Origin of the sequence: Paenibacillus sp. FSL W8-0194, from assembly GCF_037969745.1 — a bacterium.
Classification (GTDB): domain Bacteria; phylum Bacillota; class Bacilli; order Paenibacillales; family Paenibacillaceae; genus Paenibacillus_AQ; species Paenibacillus_AQ cookii.
Map to the genome: position 1 here is coordinate 1,690,167 of NZ_CP150205.1, position 13,357 is coordinate 1,703,523.

General features: G+C 55.8%; 14 protein-coding genes and 1 other annotated feature (1 of these 15 running past the window's edge). All 14 genes read left to right on the forward strand.

The window, feature by feature from the left end; all coding sequences use genetic code 11:
* Window positions 1–202 precede the first annotated feature (202 nt).
* The 14 genes from MKY58_RS07280 to MKY58_RS07345 all read left to right on the forward strand — a co-directional run bounded on the left by MKY58_RS07280 (window position 203) and on the right by MKY58_RS07345 (window position 13,126).
* Window positions 203–1,159: a MoxR family ATPase gene (locus MKY58_RS07280; protein ID WP_339324036.1), complete on the forward strand. Its 957-nt coding sequence runs from the start codon at window positions 203–205 to the stop codon at window positions 1,157–1,159.
* 5 nt (window positions 1,160–1,164) lie between these two features.
* On the forward strand, window positions 1,165–2,409 hold the full coding sequence (locus MKY58_RS07285; protein WP_339324037.1) for a DUF58 domain-containing protein: 1,245 nt from the start codon (window positions 1,165–1,167) through the stop codon (window positions 2,407–2,409).
* Complete coding sequence (locus MKY58_RS07290; protein WP_339324038.1) at window positions 2,406–4,631, forward strand: transglutaminase domain-containing protein; 2,226 nt, start codon at window positions 2,406–2,408, stop codon at window positions 4,629–4,631. Before MKY58_RS07285 ends, MKY58_RS07290 begins: the two co-directional genes overlap by 4 nt.
* Window positions 4,632–4,773: 142 nt before the next feature.
* The gene (locus MKY58_RS07295; protein ID WP_339324039.1) at window positions 4,774–5,298 is read left to right on the forward strand and encodes a YqeG family HAD IIIA-type phosphatase; all 525 of its coding nucleotides are present in this window, start codon (window positions 4,774–4,776) and stop codon (window positions 5,296–5,298) included.
* The gene (yqeH, locus tag MKY58_RS07300) at window positions 5,298–6,425 is read left to right on the forward strand and encodes a ribosome biogenesis GTPase YqeH (protein WP_339324040.1); all 1,128 of its coding nucleotides are present in this window, start codon (window positions 5,298–5,300) and stop codon (window positions 6,423–6,425) included. Before MKY58_RS07295 ends, yqeH begins: the two co-directional genes overlap by 1 nt.
* Window positions 6,426–6,467: 42 nt before the next feature.
* The gene (locus MKY58_RS07305) at window positions 6,468–7,334 is read left to right on the forward strand and encodes a shikimate dehydrogenase (protein ID WP_339324041.1); all 867 of its coding nucleotides are present in this window, start codon (window positions 6,468–6,470) and stop codon (window positions 7,332–7,334) included.
* A 56-nt stretch (window positions 7,335–7,390) separates the two neighbouring features.
* Window positions 7,391–7,681 carry a ribosome assembly RNA-binding protein YhbY gene (gene yhbY / locus MKY58_RS07310; RefSeq protein WP_036715175.1) on the forward strand — a complete coding sequence of 97 codons (291 nt, stop codon included), beginning with the start codon at window positions 7,391–7,393 and terminating at the stop codon, window positions 7,679–7,681.
* Between the two features lie 18 nt (window positions 7,682–7,699).
* Window positions 7,700–8,302, forward strand: a complete 603-nt coding sequence (nadD, locus tag MKY58_RS07315; RefSeq protein WP_036715174.1) for a nicotinate-nucleotide adenylyltransferase — start codon at window positions 7,700–7,702, stop codon at window positions 8,300–8,302.
* Window positions 8,274–8,852 carry a bis(5'-nucleosyl)-tetraphosphatase (symmetrical) YqeK gene (yqeK, locus tag MKY58_RS07320; protein ID WP_036715173.1) on the forward strand — a complete coding sequence of 193 codons (579 nt, stop codon included), beginning with the start codon at window positions 8,274–8,276 and terminating at the stop codon, window positions 8,850–8,852. The genes nadD and yqeK overlap by 29 nt, the downstream gene beginning before the upstream one ends.
* The gene (gene rsfS, locus MKY58_RS07325; protein WP_036715172.1) at window positions 8,849–9,196 is read left to right on the forward strand and encodes a ribosome silencing factor; all 348 of its coding nucleotides are present in this window, start codon (window positions 8,849–8,851) and stop codon (window positions 9,194–9,196) included. Before yqeK ends, rsfS begins: the two co-directional genes overlap by 4 nt.
* Window positions 9,193–10,092 (forward strand): S1-like domain-containing RNA-binding protein, encoded by a 900-nt coding sequence (locus tag MKY58_RS07330; protein WP_339324042.1) that lies wholly within the window; start codon window positions 9,193–9,195, stop codon window positions 10,090–10,092. The genes rsfS and MKY58_RS07330 overlap by 4 nt, the downstream gene beginning before the upstream one ends.
* A 48-nt stretch (window positions 10,093–10,140) precedes the next feature.
* Window positions 10,141–10,911 (forward strand): class I SAM-dependent methyltransferase, encoded by a 771-nt coding sequence (locus MKY58_RS07335; RefSeq protein WP_339324043.1) that lies wholly within the window; start codon window positions 10,141–10,143, stop codon window positions 10,909–10,911.
* A 254-nt stretch (window positions 10,912–11,165) separates the two neighbouring features.
* Window positions 11,166–11,624 carry a GNAT family N-acetyltransferase gene (locus tag MKY58_RS07340; protein ID WP_339324044.1) on the forward strand — a complete coding sequence of 153 codons (459 nt, stop codon included), beginning with the start codon at window positions 11,166–11,168 and terminating at the stop codon, window positions 11,622–11,624.
* Window positions 11,625–11,779: 155 nt separating this feature from the next.
* Window positions 11,780–13,126 carry an ISLre2-like element ISTco1 family transposase gene (locus MKY58_RS07345; RefSeq protein WP_339320778.1) on the forward strand — a complete coding sequence of 449 codons (1,347 nt, stop codon included), beginning with the start codon at window positions 11,780–11,782 and terminating at the stop codon, window positions 13,124–13,126.
* 206 nt (window positions 13,127–13,332) lie between these two features.
* Window positions 13,333–13,357, forward strand: a binding site (T-box leader) (it continues 221 nt past the right edge of the window).

Genomic DNA, 13,357 nt, shown 5'->3' on the forward strand with positions numbered 1-13,357 from the left:
GTTTCTTGATGTGTTCTTAAGCCCGGGGGAAGGGGAATGTCGAGGTATACGACGAATTTAGGAGTCCTGCACAATATACATTTCGGGAAAGGATCATGTACAATGTAAGATATATGCTTCTTATCTCAAGATTTAGCAATATTCGATGAACGATCATTCTCTTAATCCAACGATAACGAACGAAATAAGGAGGCACGGATCTATGCCCGTAAGCAGCGAATCCCTGCAAACCATTGCAGCCTTAAGAACGAACCTTGAATCCTGCATCTTAGGCAAAGCCTTTGAAATCCAGCTCTTGCTTACTGCTCTCCTGGCAGAAGGGCATATCCTGATCGAAGACGTCCCGGGAACGGGCAAAACCCAAATGATCAAGGCGCTGGCCAGATCCATGAGCGGCGATTACCGACGGGTGCAGTGCAATCCCGATATTCTCCCGAGCGACATTACCGGCGTATCGGTATTCCATCCCCGCGAAGAGAGGTTCTTTTTCCGTCCGGGGCCGGTGATGACGAACATCTTGCTCGCCGACGAAATCAACCGCGCGACGACAAAAACGCAGTCGGCCCTGCTTGAAGTCATGGAAGAACGGAACGTGACGGTGGACGGTGAAACGTACGAACTTCCCAAACCGTTTATGCTGTGCGCGACCCAAAACCCGATCGATTTTGAAGGAACATACATGCTGCCGGAGGCGCAGCTCGACCGGTTCATGATGAAAATCAGCCTGGGCTACCCGGATGCGGCGACAGAGCGAAACCTTCTCCTGAAGCATAAGCAGGGGCAGCCTGTCGACCAATTGCAGCCGGTAACCCGGATGGACAACATCGCGGAGCTTCAGAAGGAAGTCCGGAACGTGTTCATCGACGAAGCCGTTGCCGACTATCTCCTGAACATCGTCCGCGCGACCCGCAAGCATCCTTCCGTCATGCTGGGCGCCAGCCCGCGCGCTTCGTTGTCCCTGATGATGGCGGGCAAAGCCTATGCGTTCATCCAGCAAAGGGATTTCGTGCTGCCCGATGACATCAAGGTGCTTTCGCCTTTCGTCCTTTCCCACCGCATCATCCTGCGTCCGGAATCCCGCCTCGAACACGTCAGCGCGGAATCGGTCGTGAAACAGATTTTGCAGCAGGTTCATGTGCCTGTGGCGCTGGAGCGCTGATCGGAATGAAGGCGCTGCTGACGACCTTAAGACCGATTTTGCGGAATGTCCGTTTCTGGATCGTGCTTGCGGTATGGGCTGCCAGCCTGCTGTTCGTGCTGTTTCAAGGCGGGAAAACGTCGCTGATGCTCCTTGTCATGATCTCCGTCCTTGTCGCGTATTTGATCGCCGGCGGACTTGGCGGCATCCGGCGGGTGTACGGGCGGCGGACCCTCTCCGCCGGGCTCGAGCAGGACCACACGCTGCAGGCGGGTGAGCAGGTGAAGGTAAGCCTGAACTTTGCCGTGCCGGGATTTTTGCCGATGCCGTACGTGGTGATCCGCGAAGTCATGAAAAGGCATAACGGGGAGACGTGGTCGTTCGAGGAAAGCGTCATCCCCGATTTTCGCGGCGGCGGCGAGCTGGTATTCCAAACGCCGCCGCTGGAGCGGGGAAGGTACTATTTCACCGAAACCCAGTGCGTGACCGAGGATATTTTCGGCTTCGTCGAACATAAAGGCACGTTCCATGTGCCGGGACAATTTCGGGTGTTTCCGCGCACGGTGCCCATCCCGGGCTGGCAGATGATCGACCGGAATTCCAGGCTTGCCGGGCCGCAGCGGTCGATCGCTTCCCGCCGGGAAACGACGCAGATCAACGGCGTCAGGGACTATGTCTACGGGGATCGGATTTCGCGGATCCATTGGAATGCCACGGCCAAAACCGGATCCTGGAAATCGAAGGAATTCGAATACGATTCGGTGCCCAAAATCATGATCGTGCTGGACGCGATCTCCGGGCATTACGCTTCGGACAAGCAGTTTGAGCTCGCCGTGTCGACCGCGGCCTCGCTCATTCATTACGCCATGCAAAAGAGGCTGTGCCTTGGGCTGCTGACGGCGGGAGAGCCGACGAAAATGTTCGTTCCGAGCGAAAATCCGGGCGAACTTCAGCGGATGATGCATCATCTGGTGGACGTGACGTCGGACGGTTTCGGCGAACTTCAGCCCAAGCTGGAGAAACACGCGCGGCTCATCCCGTCCGGATGCCTGCTCGTCCTGATCAGCCCGGAAAGCGGCGGCAAAACGCTGGAAACGCTGCGTTGGGCCGGAACGCGCGGGTTTACCCCTTCCCATATCCTGGTCGGTTCGTCCGGCGATGCCGGCAAGGAAAACGGCTGGGTTTCGATGCTTAAAGCGGCGGGAACGTTCGGCTGCGCCGTTGCCGACTTAAAGGATCTGCCCGCGGCATTGGGAGGGGGAGCGGCATGAGCGACTGGCTGTCTTTTGCGAAAAAATCGCTGTTTTATTCCTTGTCCATGTTTTGGATTTGGATCATAGGCCAGCAATGGATCTTTTTTATGGATTTTACGTGGTTTGAGGAAACCAAATCGATCGTATGGCTGACGATTACGTTCGTTGCCGTCGCGGAAATGCTGCTTCCTATTAAAAGGATATACCGCGTTGTGCTTGAAGCCGTCGTTATTTTATACATCATTCACCGGGAGCTTGTCCGGTATTGGGTGTACACGCCTTCCGGCTCTTTTGCGGACAGGATCCGGCAGTACATCGAACATATGTCGCCTTACGTTTGGATTGCGCTCGGAGCGTGGCTGCTGATGGTGCTCAGCGCATCGCTTGTCGGCACGAAGCGCAGGATCCTTCTTTTTTCGGGGATGAACGTGATCGCGTTTTGCATTTTGGATTCCTTTACGCCCGTTAACCTATGGCAAGAGGTGGCATGGACGGTTTTCGCTTCGCTCGGCTGGCTCGTCAGCGAGCATTTCCGCCGGTTCCAGGCCCGTTTTCCGGCCGGATGGCGGCGCCTGCGGAAGTACCCGGCCAAAATCCTGATCCATGCGGCCGTTTTGTTTTCCGTCATGTTCATCGCAGGCGTCAGCATGCCGAACGTACCTCCGACGTTGACCGACCCATATACCGCTTGGATCGATACTTCGGGCGGAGCGGGGGGCGCGTCCGATGTCAGCGGCGAGCTCGATTCCGCCAAAGAGAGCAGTTCCTCGGGCTACAGCCGAAACGACAGCCGTTTGGGCGGAGGATTTAATTTCGACTATTCCCCCGTCATGCTGGTTCAATCCGACAAACGCGGCTATTGGCGCGGCGAGACGAGGCAGATTTACACGGGCAACGGCTGGTCGGACCAGGGCGGCAAAGGCGGCTACGAGGAAGTGGAAGCGGGGGAGCCGCTTCCGAGCGAAACCCCGCAAGCACCCGAAACCGAAAAGCTGGAGCAGACGGTGACGATGCTTAGCGATCAGGTTTATCCCGTGCTGTTCGGCGCTTACCATGTGTCCCAGCTCAAAAGCGTCGACAACGCGGATGGGGGAAAGTTGCTGTGGGACCCGCAGCAGTCGGCCCTGCACTGGACCACCTCGACCAAACAGCCGGAATATCCGAAAACGTATACGGTCGTTTCGGAGATCCCGGTCGTTCCGGAGGATGAAATCCGCCGCAAAACGTTTAAGCAGCTCTACGGCGACCATGGCGTCGACGACAGCTACCTGCAGATTCCGAGGGACTTTCCGGAACGGACGCGCAAGCTTGCGGAGCAGGTGACGGCTTCGGCGGATACGCCGTATGAAAAAATCGGTTTGCTGCAAAACTACCTAATAAACAATTTCCGGTATACGAACCAGCCCGATTTGTCCGCCAAAACGAGCAAGGATTTCGTGGACGGCTTTTTGTTCGAAGTGAAGGAAGGGTACTGCGATTACTTCTCCACTTCCATGGTGATGATGGCCCGTTCGCTTCACATTCCCGCTCGCTGGGTCAAAGGGTATGCTCCCGGCATGCAGCAAGCGGATTCGGACATGATGAACCGCCAGGGCGGCGATTTTCCGGACGGCGGGATCTATACCGTAACGAATGCCGATGCCCACTCCTGGGCGGAAATTTATTTCGGCCCTTACGGCTGGATTCCGGTCGAAGCGACGCCCGGCTTTAATATGCCGCTGCTTACGCATGCGGAAGACAGCAAGCCCGTCACCGTTCCGGAGGCCGTCGAGGAGCAGGAGCCCGAGGTGCAGAAGGACGTGCAACCCGCGGAAACCGCACCGCAGCCGTCCGGCATTTCCGGCGCGGTCGTTCTCTGGACCACGATCCTGATCGTCGTCTTGTTTGCCGCATATTCCGCATGGCTGCTGCGGATTCCGCTCCGCTTCCTGCTCGTGGGCTTCCGGACGGGCCGGAAACTGACGCCGGACCAGAAGGTCGTCGTTTTGACGGAGCGGTGGCTCCGGAAACTGAAGCGCAAAGGAATCCGCAGGGATTCGCACGAAACGCTGCGGGAATCGGTCAAAAGGTGGAACAAGGACATGCCTGCATTGGCTCCTTCCCTGAACCGGCTGCTGGCGCTGTTCGAGAAGGCAAGATACAGCCCCGCGGCCGTCACCGAAGACGAATGGAAACAAGTGCACATGGTCAGCCGGGAGCTTTGGGATGCGTTCAAAAAGACGCAGGATTTTGCGGCATGACACGCCGGTTTATACCTGGCGCCCTCGCGGGCGCTTTCTTTTTGGAAAAGCCCGGAAACGGGCGATTTGCTTTCATCGGATTATTTTGCTAACTACGCGGATTATGGTATAGTTTGTCCTATGAAACTGAGGTGACAACAACTTGTTTGAAATGTTTATCCCTAAACTAAGGGTGGATACCGTATTTGATATCGATTTGGAGGACCTATACGACAAAGGTTACCGGGGAATCATCACCGATCTGGACAACACGCTCGTCGGGGCCAAGGAACCGCTTGCGACTCCGGAGCTGGTCGCCTGGTTCGACCAGGTGAAAAAGATCGGGTTCAAGCTCGTCATCGTGTCGAACAACCGCATGGAGCGCGTGTCGGCGTTTGCCGCGCCGCTGAACATCGAATTCGTCCATGAGGCGCGCAAGCCCAGCAATGCGCCGTTCCGCAAAGCGATGACCATGATGGGGCTGACAGGTCAGGAAACGATCGTCGTCGGCGACCAGATGATGACCGACGTGTACGGCGGCAACCGCTTGGGACTTTTTACGGTATTGGTGCTTCCGATATCGATCGGCGACGAGGGCTGGGGGACGAGGATCAACCGCCGCCTGGAGAAAATCGCCTTGAGGCGCTTGCGTAAAAAAGGACTATGGCTTGAGGAGGAAAAACGTTAATGAAAGGTCCGATCGAAGGACAAAGCGTCCAAAAATGCAGCGGCTGCGGCATTGGGCTGCAGACGCTGAATCCCGAATTGCCGGGGTACATTCCGGAGAAGTCGCTGGGCAGGGAACCCGTCGTTTGCCAGCGCTGCTTCCGCATCAAAAATTACAACGAAGCGTCTTCCGTAACGGTGGATCAGGATGAATTCCTGCGGCTTTTGAGCCAAATCGGCGGCAAGAACGCGCTCGTCATCCATATCGTCGATTTGTTCGATTTCGACGGCAGCCTGATCTCGGGCCTTCAAAGGTTCGTGGGCAACAATCCCGTCATTCTCGCCGTGAACAAAATCGACCTGCTGCCAAAAGTGACAAACTGGAATAAAATCATTAATTGGGTCCGGAAGCAATGCAAGGAACAGGGGCTTAAAACCGAAGAGATCATCCTTTGCAGCGCCAAAAAGAATCAAGGCTTCGACCGGCTGCTCGATGCGGTAGCCGAACGCCGGGGCGACCGCGACGTCTACGTCGTGGGAGGCACCAACGTCGGCAAATCGACGCTGATCAACCGGTTGATCCGCGATTACAGCGACCTTGATCAGGAACTGACGGTATCGCGTTATCCGGGAACGACGCTGGACATGGTCAGCATCCCGCTGGATGACGGACATTTCATTATCGATACGCCGGGGATCGTATATCCATGGCGGTACAGCGAGCTTGTCAACCGCAAGGATTTGGGAACGATCATGCCGGAGAATCCGCTGAAACCGATGGTATATCAGCTGAACGAGGGACAAACGCTCTTTTTTGGCGGCATGGCCCGTTTTGACTTTATCCAGGGTGCCCGGCAGTCGTTCACCTGTTATGTCAGCGGCCGGCTGAACATTCACAGAACGAAGCTGGAGAAGGCGGACGCCCTCTACAAGGAGCATGCGGGAGAGCTTTTGTCTCCGCCGGATGCCGATCATCTCGGCGAACTGCCGGAATGGACAAGGCATGAAATCCGCGTGCCTAAAGGCAGCAAGCTCGATCTGTTCGTTTCCGGCCTGGGCTGGATTAAAGTCAACGGCGATCAAGGTGCCTTGACGGCCATCCACGCGCCGAAAGGCGTCAAGGTGGTTGCCAGACCGTCTTTGATTTAAGCGTAAGCTTTCGGAAAGATTACGGAGAGGCAGGATGAAGACATGGTAATCGAAACGGATTTGCTTGCAGGCACCGGCTCGCTGCTGCTCGGCGTGATCGGGGACCCGATCTCCCACTCCAAATCGCCGGCCATGCATCAGGCCGCGCTGAAGGCGCTCGGGGTGCCCGGGTCCTACGTTCCGATGCACGTCAAAAGCGGACAGGTGGGTGACGCGATCGCCGGGATCAAAGCCCTCGGCTTTAGGGGGATCAACGTCACGATCCCGCATAAGCTTGAGGTGATCCCGCACTTGGACCATCTCGACGAGACGGCTCTCCGGATCGGCGCGGTCAATACGATCGTGAACGACAAGGGCGTCCTCACCGGATACAACACGGACGGGATCGGTTACGTTCGCTCGCTGAAAGAAGAGGCCGCGCCCGATCTCAAAGGAAAAAAAATCATGGTGATCGGGGCGGGCGGCGCGGCCCGGGGCATCATCTACGCTTTGTCGCTGGAAGGCCCGGACCGAATCTGCGTGGCCAACCGGACGGCCGACAAGGCGGAAGCGGTAGCCGCCGAGTGGAAGGACCTTGCGGATATCCGCGGGATATCCATGGAGCAGCTGCCTGCGTACTTGCGGGATGCGGATATTTTAATCAATACGACTTCGGTCGGGATGCACCCGAACGTGTCGGACACGCCGGTGGAGGCGGACCTCGTACCGGACGGAATCGTTGTCAGCGACCTCATCTACAACCCGCTGAAAACGAGGCTGCTTGCGGAAGCCGAACAAAAAGGCTGCACCGTGCACGGCGGGCTCGGCATGTTCGTCAATCAGGGCGCGTACGCGCTCGAATACTGGACCGGGCTGCCGGCTCCGGTGGCCGCGATGCGAAACGCGGTGCTGAAGAGTATGTCGGAATAGACCCTTTTCGGGGAACAATAGAAGTACAGTCGAATATTAAGGAGTTATGATCATACATGCTAACGGGTAAGCAAAAACGTTATCTCCGGTCCCTTGCGCACCACTTGGAGCCGATCTTTCAAGTCGGAAAGGGAGGAACCAACGAACAGCTGGTGCGCCATATCAACGAAGCGATCGAGAAACGGGAATTGATGAAAATCAGCGTGCTGAACAACTGCATCGAAGACAAACACGATATCGCCGCGGAACTGGCGGAAAGCACCGGGTCCGAACTGGTGCAGGTCATCGGAAGCACGATTATTTTGTACAAAGAATCCAAAGACCACAAAACGATCGAATTGCCATAAAAGCGGGAGGGTTTCACCATGAAGGTAGGCATCATGGGCGGCACCTTTGATCCGATTCATATCGGCCATTTGCTGGCCGCCGAAGCGGCAAGGGATTCGTTCGGGCTTGACCAGGTCTGGTTCATGCCAAGCCACATCCCGCCCCACAAGGAACAGGCCGGAGCATCGGGAGAGGACCGGCTCGGCATGGTGGCCGAAGCGATTTCGGACCACCCCTGCTTCCGCACGTTGGACATCGAAATCAGGAGGGGCGGCGTTTCCTACACCATCGACACGGTGAAGGAAATCCGCAGCTCTTTTGAAGGCATAGAATTTCATTTTATTATCGGCGCCGACATGGTCAACTATTTGCCGAAATGGGAGGGCATCGAGGAGCTGGTGAACCTGATGACCTTCATCGGCGTGGGCCGGCCGGGGTCGACGCTGGACCTGGATGCACTGCCCGGTTATTTGCAGGGCAAAGTGCATCTGGCAGACATGCCCCAGGTCGATATTTCATCGACCGAAATCCGGGAAAAGCTGGCCACGGGACATTCGATCCGCTATATGGTAACGGACAGCGTCTACGACTATATCAGGAGGAGAGGACTGTATGGAATTCAGCCGCGAAGAACTGATTAAATCGGTTTCGGAGCAAATGCCCGCCATGCGCTGGAAACATACCCAAGGCGTCATGGAAACGGCCGTGAAGCTTGCGGAGCAATACGGGGCCGATCCGGTCAAAGCCGAACGCGCCGCGATATTGCATGACGTCGCCAAATATTGGCCCGTCAAGCAGATGGAGGCCGTGATCCGGGAAAACGATTTGTCCAAGGATCTGTTGTTTTACGACAAATCGTTATGGCACGCCGAGGTCGGGGCGTTTGTCGCCAAGCGCGATTACGGCGTGGACGATCCGGAAATTCTGGACGCCATCAAATATCATACATCGGGGCGAATCGGCATGACGCTGATGGACAAGGTGGTTTGCCTTGCCGACTATATCGAGCCCGGAAGGGATTTTCCCGGCGTGAATAATATCCGGCAACTGGCCCAACATAGCCTTGAAGAGGGGTTGGTCGCCGGGTTCGATTCCACGATCAGCCTGCTCGTGTCGCGGCGGCAAATCATCTATCCGCTGACGGTTTTTGCCCGCAATGATCTTATTAAACAGTTGGAGGCGAATTCATGACCCTTACATCGGAACAATTGTTAAACCTGGCAGTCCAAGCTGCTGAAGATAAAAAAGCAATGAATATCGTGGCGCTCGATTTGAAAGGCGTATCGCTGATCGCGGACTATTTCGTCATTTGCCACGGGAACTCGGATACGCAGGTCCAGTCGATCACCACGGAAATCCGCAAACGCGTTCAGGAAGCCGGCTCGGAAATCCGGGGGATCGAAGGGATGAATTCCGCGCGTTGGGTGCTGATCGACCTTGGGGACGTGATCGTTCATGTCTTCCACCGGGACGAGCGCGACTACTATAACATCGAACGCCTGTGGTCGGACGCCAAGGTCGTGGAAACGGTATGAGCCCGATTGCAGGAACGATCCAAACCTATGAGGTCATGCGCGAGGTTTCGCCGTACGGGTACTTTTTGGATGCGGACGGGCAGGATCTGCTGCTGCACTATTCGGAGCTGACGCGGGAGATCAAGCCGGGCGACCGGGTCGAGGTGTTTATTTTTTACGATACCGAAGACCGTCTGGCCGCGACGATGAAAAAGCCGTATTTGACCCTTGGGGAAATGGCGAAGCTGGTCGTGGCCGACGTCCACCCCCGGCTCGGCTGTTTTCTCGAAATGGGGCTTGGCCGCCAGCTTCTGCTGCCGGTTCGCGAGCTGCCCGAAATGAAGGAGCTTCGCCCGCAGGTCGGCGACTCGGTATTCGTCATCATGGAGCATGACAAGCAGGGGCGCCTCCGCGCCAAACTGGCGGGAGAGCAGGAACTGTCGCAGCACGCTTTCAGGGCGCCGGGCTCCTGGCTGAACCAATGGTTCAAAGCCACCGTATACCGGCCGCTGCAGATGGGCACCTTCGTGATCGTCGACGGCGGCGTGGTCGGTCTCGGCGTCATCGGCATGATCCATTCCTCGGAGCGGGTCAGGCTGCTTCGTCTGGGCGAGGAAGTGGACGTTCGCGTAAGCCATATCCGCGAGGACGGCCGCGTCAACCTCTCCATGGCCCAGCGCAAGGAGATCGGCCGCGACGTCGATTCGGAGCGGATTTTGGCCTTCCTGAAGGAACGCCCTTCGGGAGGGATGCCCTATTCCGACGCAACGCCTCCGGACATTATCAAACAGCGCTTCGGGATCAGCAAGTCGGCCTTTAAGCGGGCCCTCGGCAAGCTGATGAAAGAAGGGCTGGTCACGCAAAAGGAAAGTTGGACGTATTTGGCGAAGCCGGATCAGGATCGGCAAGGCGAATAGCCTTCCCCTGTTTCCGGCGCGAAAGTGAAAAGAAAGTGCGGTGGCATCATGTCTTCTTACCGGAAATTTGCATATGTCTATGATCAGTTGATGGAGGACATGCCTTACCCCGATTGGCTCCGATTTGCCCGGGAGGCTTGGGAGAAGCATGGAAGCATGCCCAAAAGCGTCGTGGAGCTGGGGTGCGGCACGGGCAGCATCACGATACCGCTCGTCAATTCGGGCTTCGAGGTCATCGGGATCGACTTGTCGGCGGACATGCTGTCCGTGGCCAGAAGGAAAATGGAAGGCACGTCCCAAGGCAGCAGGCTTTACCGCGAAGGCTCCATCCGTTGGGTCCAGCAGGACATGAGGGAATGGGAAGTCCCGGAGCCGGTGGACGCGGTGATTTCTTTTTGCGACTGCTTCAGCTATTTGCTGGAGGAGCGGGACGTCGTTTCGGCATTTGCCCATACGTATCAGGGGTTGAAGCCGGGGGGGATTTTCCTGTTCGACGTGCATCACCCGAACACGATCATCCGCTATGCCGAGGAGCAGCCTTTCGTGTGGGACGACCGGTCGGTATCGTACATCTGGACATGCGAGCTGGACGCTCCCCGCTGCGAGATCGAGCATCATTTAAGCATTTTCGCCAAGGAGGACCAGAGCGATTTGTATCGCCGGTTCGAAGAAACGCATGTGCAGCGCGCCTACGATCCGGAATGGATGAAAACGGAGCTGGTGAAGGCGGGTTTCCGGGACGTCAAATGTTATGCGGATTTTAAGTGGGTGGAGCCCGGAGACGATGCCCAAAGGCTGTTTTACGTCGCGGTTAAATAGATTGGCTACAAAAGGATAGAACGAGCCGGCCGTTGGAAATTGCATTTCCGGCGGGCCGGCTTTTTTGTTACTCAAAAGGTTTATGTTCCGTCAGTCCCCGCAATCTTCTGAATCGGTGTTGAAGCTGCGCCCCTATTTACAGGGTTAATCTGGATGGTCGTTATGCTGCGCCCGCTATTCGCTCGGGAGGAAACACGGAAGTCCGCGCCGAATACATACGTCGAACGGATGACGGAGTAAGAGGAGGAGTGGGCGTGACAGAAAACGCGGGAGAAGTTACGATCAGGGAGATCCGGCCAACCGATTATCGCGACGTTTATTGGCTGAACGTGGATTTCAACCCTAATTTCCGCACGTTTTCGGAAGAGAGGGTCAAGCGGCGGATCGAAATCATCGCAAGCAAAACCAAAGACGTCGTTTTTGTTGGCGAACGGGACGGCCAGGTGATCGGATACATCCACGGAAGTCCATATGAGCTGCTTTTTTCGGACTCCTTGGTTAACGTTTTGGGGTTTGTCGTTAAAAAGGAGCTTCGCAATCAAGGAATCGGAAGCTTGTTGATCGGAAGGCTTGAGCAGTGGGGGAAGGATAACGGATTTTCCGGGATAAAGCTGCTGTCCCATCCCAGCAGAACGCAGGCCCACCGGTTTTACGAAAACCGCGGCTACGTTTTTACGAAGGACCAAAAAAATTTCATCAAAACTTTCTTCTGACGCACGGCATTAGACTTTAGGAGAAGGAAGCCGAAAAAGCGATAGTGTAAAATCTCTGTGGGTGTAGGAATTGGAAAAAGCGGATATAGAAAAAGAGCTTCTCCCTTGGTAAAGTGATGTTTGACGCACAACACACCAAGAAGGAGGAAGCTCCTGTGAGCCACTTTACCACAATAATGCCGACGATGAAAGAGATTGAGCAATGGATTTTCCGGAAAATGCAGGAGGAATTCGCTCGTGCGATGAAGCAGGTGCTGGAGGCGCTGGATCAGCAGATCCTGGAGCAACGGGACCGAGAGCGTTATCGAGTAAAGGACGAGCGTGAAACAAGCGTCAACACAGTGTTCGGGAATGTGCGCTTTAAGCGGAGATTGTACTGTGACCGTAGAAGCGGCAAACACGTGTATCTGCTGGATCAGCTGTTGCAATTCGAAGGGCGCGGGAAAGTCAGTCCGCATTTGGAAGAGACAGCAATCGCATTCGCAAGCCAAGGACCGTCGTACCGGGACAGCGCAAAGCGGCTGGAGCAGCTTTTGGGCTACAATGTGCTGAGCCACCAAGCGATCAGGGAAAAACTGATGGAGCGTGCGCAACAGCCGATGCCAGCGGTGAAACGGCGCGCTGCCCGCGTGCTGTTCGTGGAAGTGGATGGGCTGTACACGAAGCTGCAGCGGAGCAAAAAGCGCGGGATGGAGAACGCAATTGCAGTCGTACACGAAGGCTGGGAGAAGAACGGCAAGCGGGTACAGCTGAAGAACAAACAGCATTACCTGCATACGAGCGGCGGCGACTTCTGGGAAGGGTTCGGGGACTTTCTGGTGGAGCGTTACGAAATCGACGAGAACACGTGGCTTGTGGTGAACGGAGACGGCGCGGCGTGGATCGGGGAATGTACATCCTACTTTCACCAATGTCTGTACATGCTGGACCGCTTTCATGTGGCGCGTGATTTGAAACGCTTTGTTGGTCATTTGCCGCAGGTGTGGGAGACCGTGAGACGGTCTTTGGCCAAACAGGATGCAGCCGCGCTTATGGCGGTCCTGGAAGGCGTGTCGGAGCAAGAGATAGCGGAAGAGAACCGGAAGGATTGGAAGCCGTATAAAAGATTTCTAAAGCGGCATGAGAAGCATTTGGACGACTACCGAAAAACACTCCAGGCGAAGGGGATCGACACAAGCGGCATGCGCCCGATGGGAAGCGCGGAATCGCAGATGCGTATATTCGCCAAGCGGACGAAGCGTGGCGGGTACAGTTGGAGTGAGCGAGGCGTCAGGGCGATGCTGAGGACGATGATGAGGATTCAAGAAGCGGGCACGGTGGTAAGAACGGTTGAAGGACAAGCGAGTAAGCAGGCAACGCCGCAGCAGTCGATAAACATGCGGCAATTGCTCAAGAACGTGACGCAACCGGTCAAGGGTTGTATCGCTGGAATGATTCGCATGCTGCAAGGACCGAAGCAAAGCAGCACAACGGGTATGGCACTCAAAGCACTTCGCGGATAACGGCAAAAAATTCTGACAAATCACTTGTGTTTGATGAAAGAACGAAGCAAAGCGCTTACAAGGAAGAGGTTCCTTCGGGGTTCGCGTTCCAGGCATCTTAAATGACTGCCCACGCTAGCTTGACACTGACCGAAAAAGCGAGCGGATTGACTAGAATTCGGGTTTTATATATAATATGACTTAATGTTTGACAACAATTTCATGACATGATGGCAATGATGAGGGGTAGTA

Bases quoted from the DNA above. Each gene is read 5' to 3' on its own strand.
- MKY58_RS07280 (WP_339324036.1), top strand. From the start codon at position 203: ATGCCCGTAAGCAGCGAATCCCTGCAAACCATTGCAGCCTTAAGAACG.
- MKY58_RS07285 (WP_339324037.1), top strand. From the start codon at position 1,165: ATGAAGGCGCTGCTGACGACCTTAAGACCGATTTTGCGGAATGTCCGT.
- MKY58_RS07290 (WP_339324038.1), top strand. From the start codon at position 2,406: ATGAGCGACTGGCTGTCTTTTGCGAAAAAATCGCTGTTTTATTCCTTG.
- yqeH (WP_339324040.1), top strand. From the start codon at position 5,298: ATGAAAGGTCCGATCGAAGGACAAAGCGTCCAAAAATGCAGCGGCTGC.
- MKY58_RS07305 (WP_339324041.1), top strand. From the start codon at position 6,468: ATGGTAATCGAAACGGATTTGCTTGCAGGCACCGGCTCGCTGCTGCTC.
- yhbY (WP_036715175.1), top strand. From the start codon at position 7,391: ATGCTAACGGGTAAGCAAAAACGTTATCTCCGGTCCCTTGCGCACCAC.
- nadD (WP_036715174.1), top strand. From the start codon at position 7,700: ATGAAGGTAGGCATCATGGGCGGCACCTTTGATCCGATTCATATCGGC.
- yqeK (WP_036715173.1), top strand. From the start codon at position 8,274: ATGGAATTCAGCCGCGAAGAACTGATTAAATCGGTTTCGGAGCAAATG.
- rsfS (WP_036715172.1), top strand. From the start codon at position 8,849: ATGACCCTTACATCGGAACAATTGTTAAACCTGGCAGTCCAAGCTGCT.
- MKY58_RS07330 (WP_339324042.1), top strand. From the start codon at position 9,193: ATGAGCCCGATTGCAGGAACGATCCAAACCTATGAGGTCATGCGCGAG.
- MKY58_RS07335 (WP_339324043.1), top strand. From the start codon at position 10,141: ATGTCTTCTTACCGGAAATTTGCATATGTCTATGATCAGTTGATGGAG.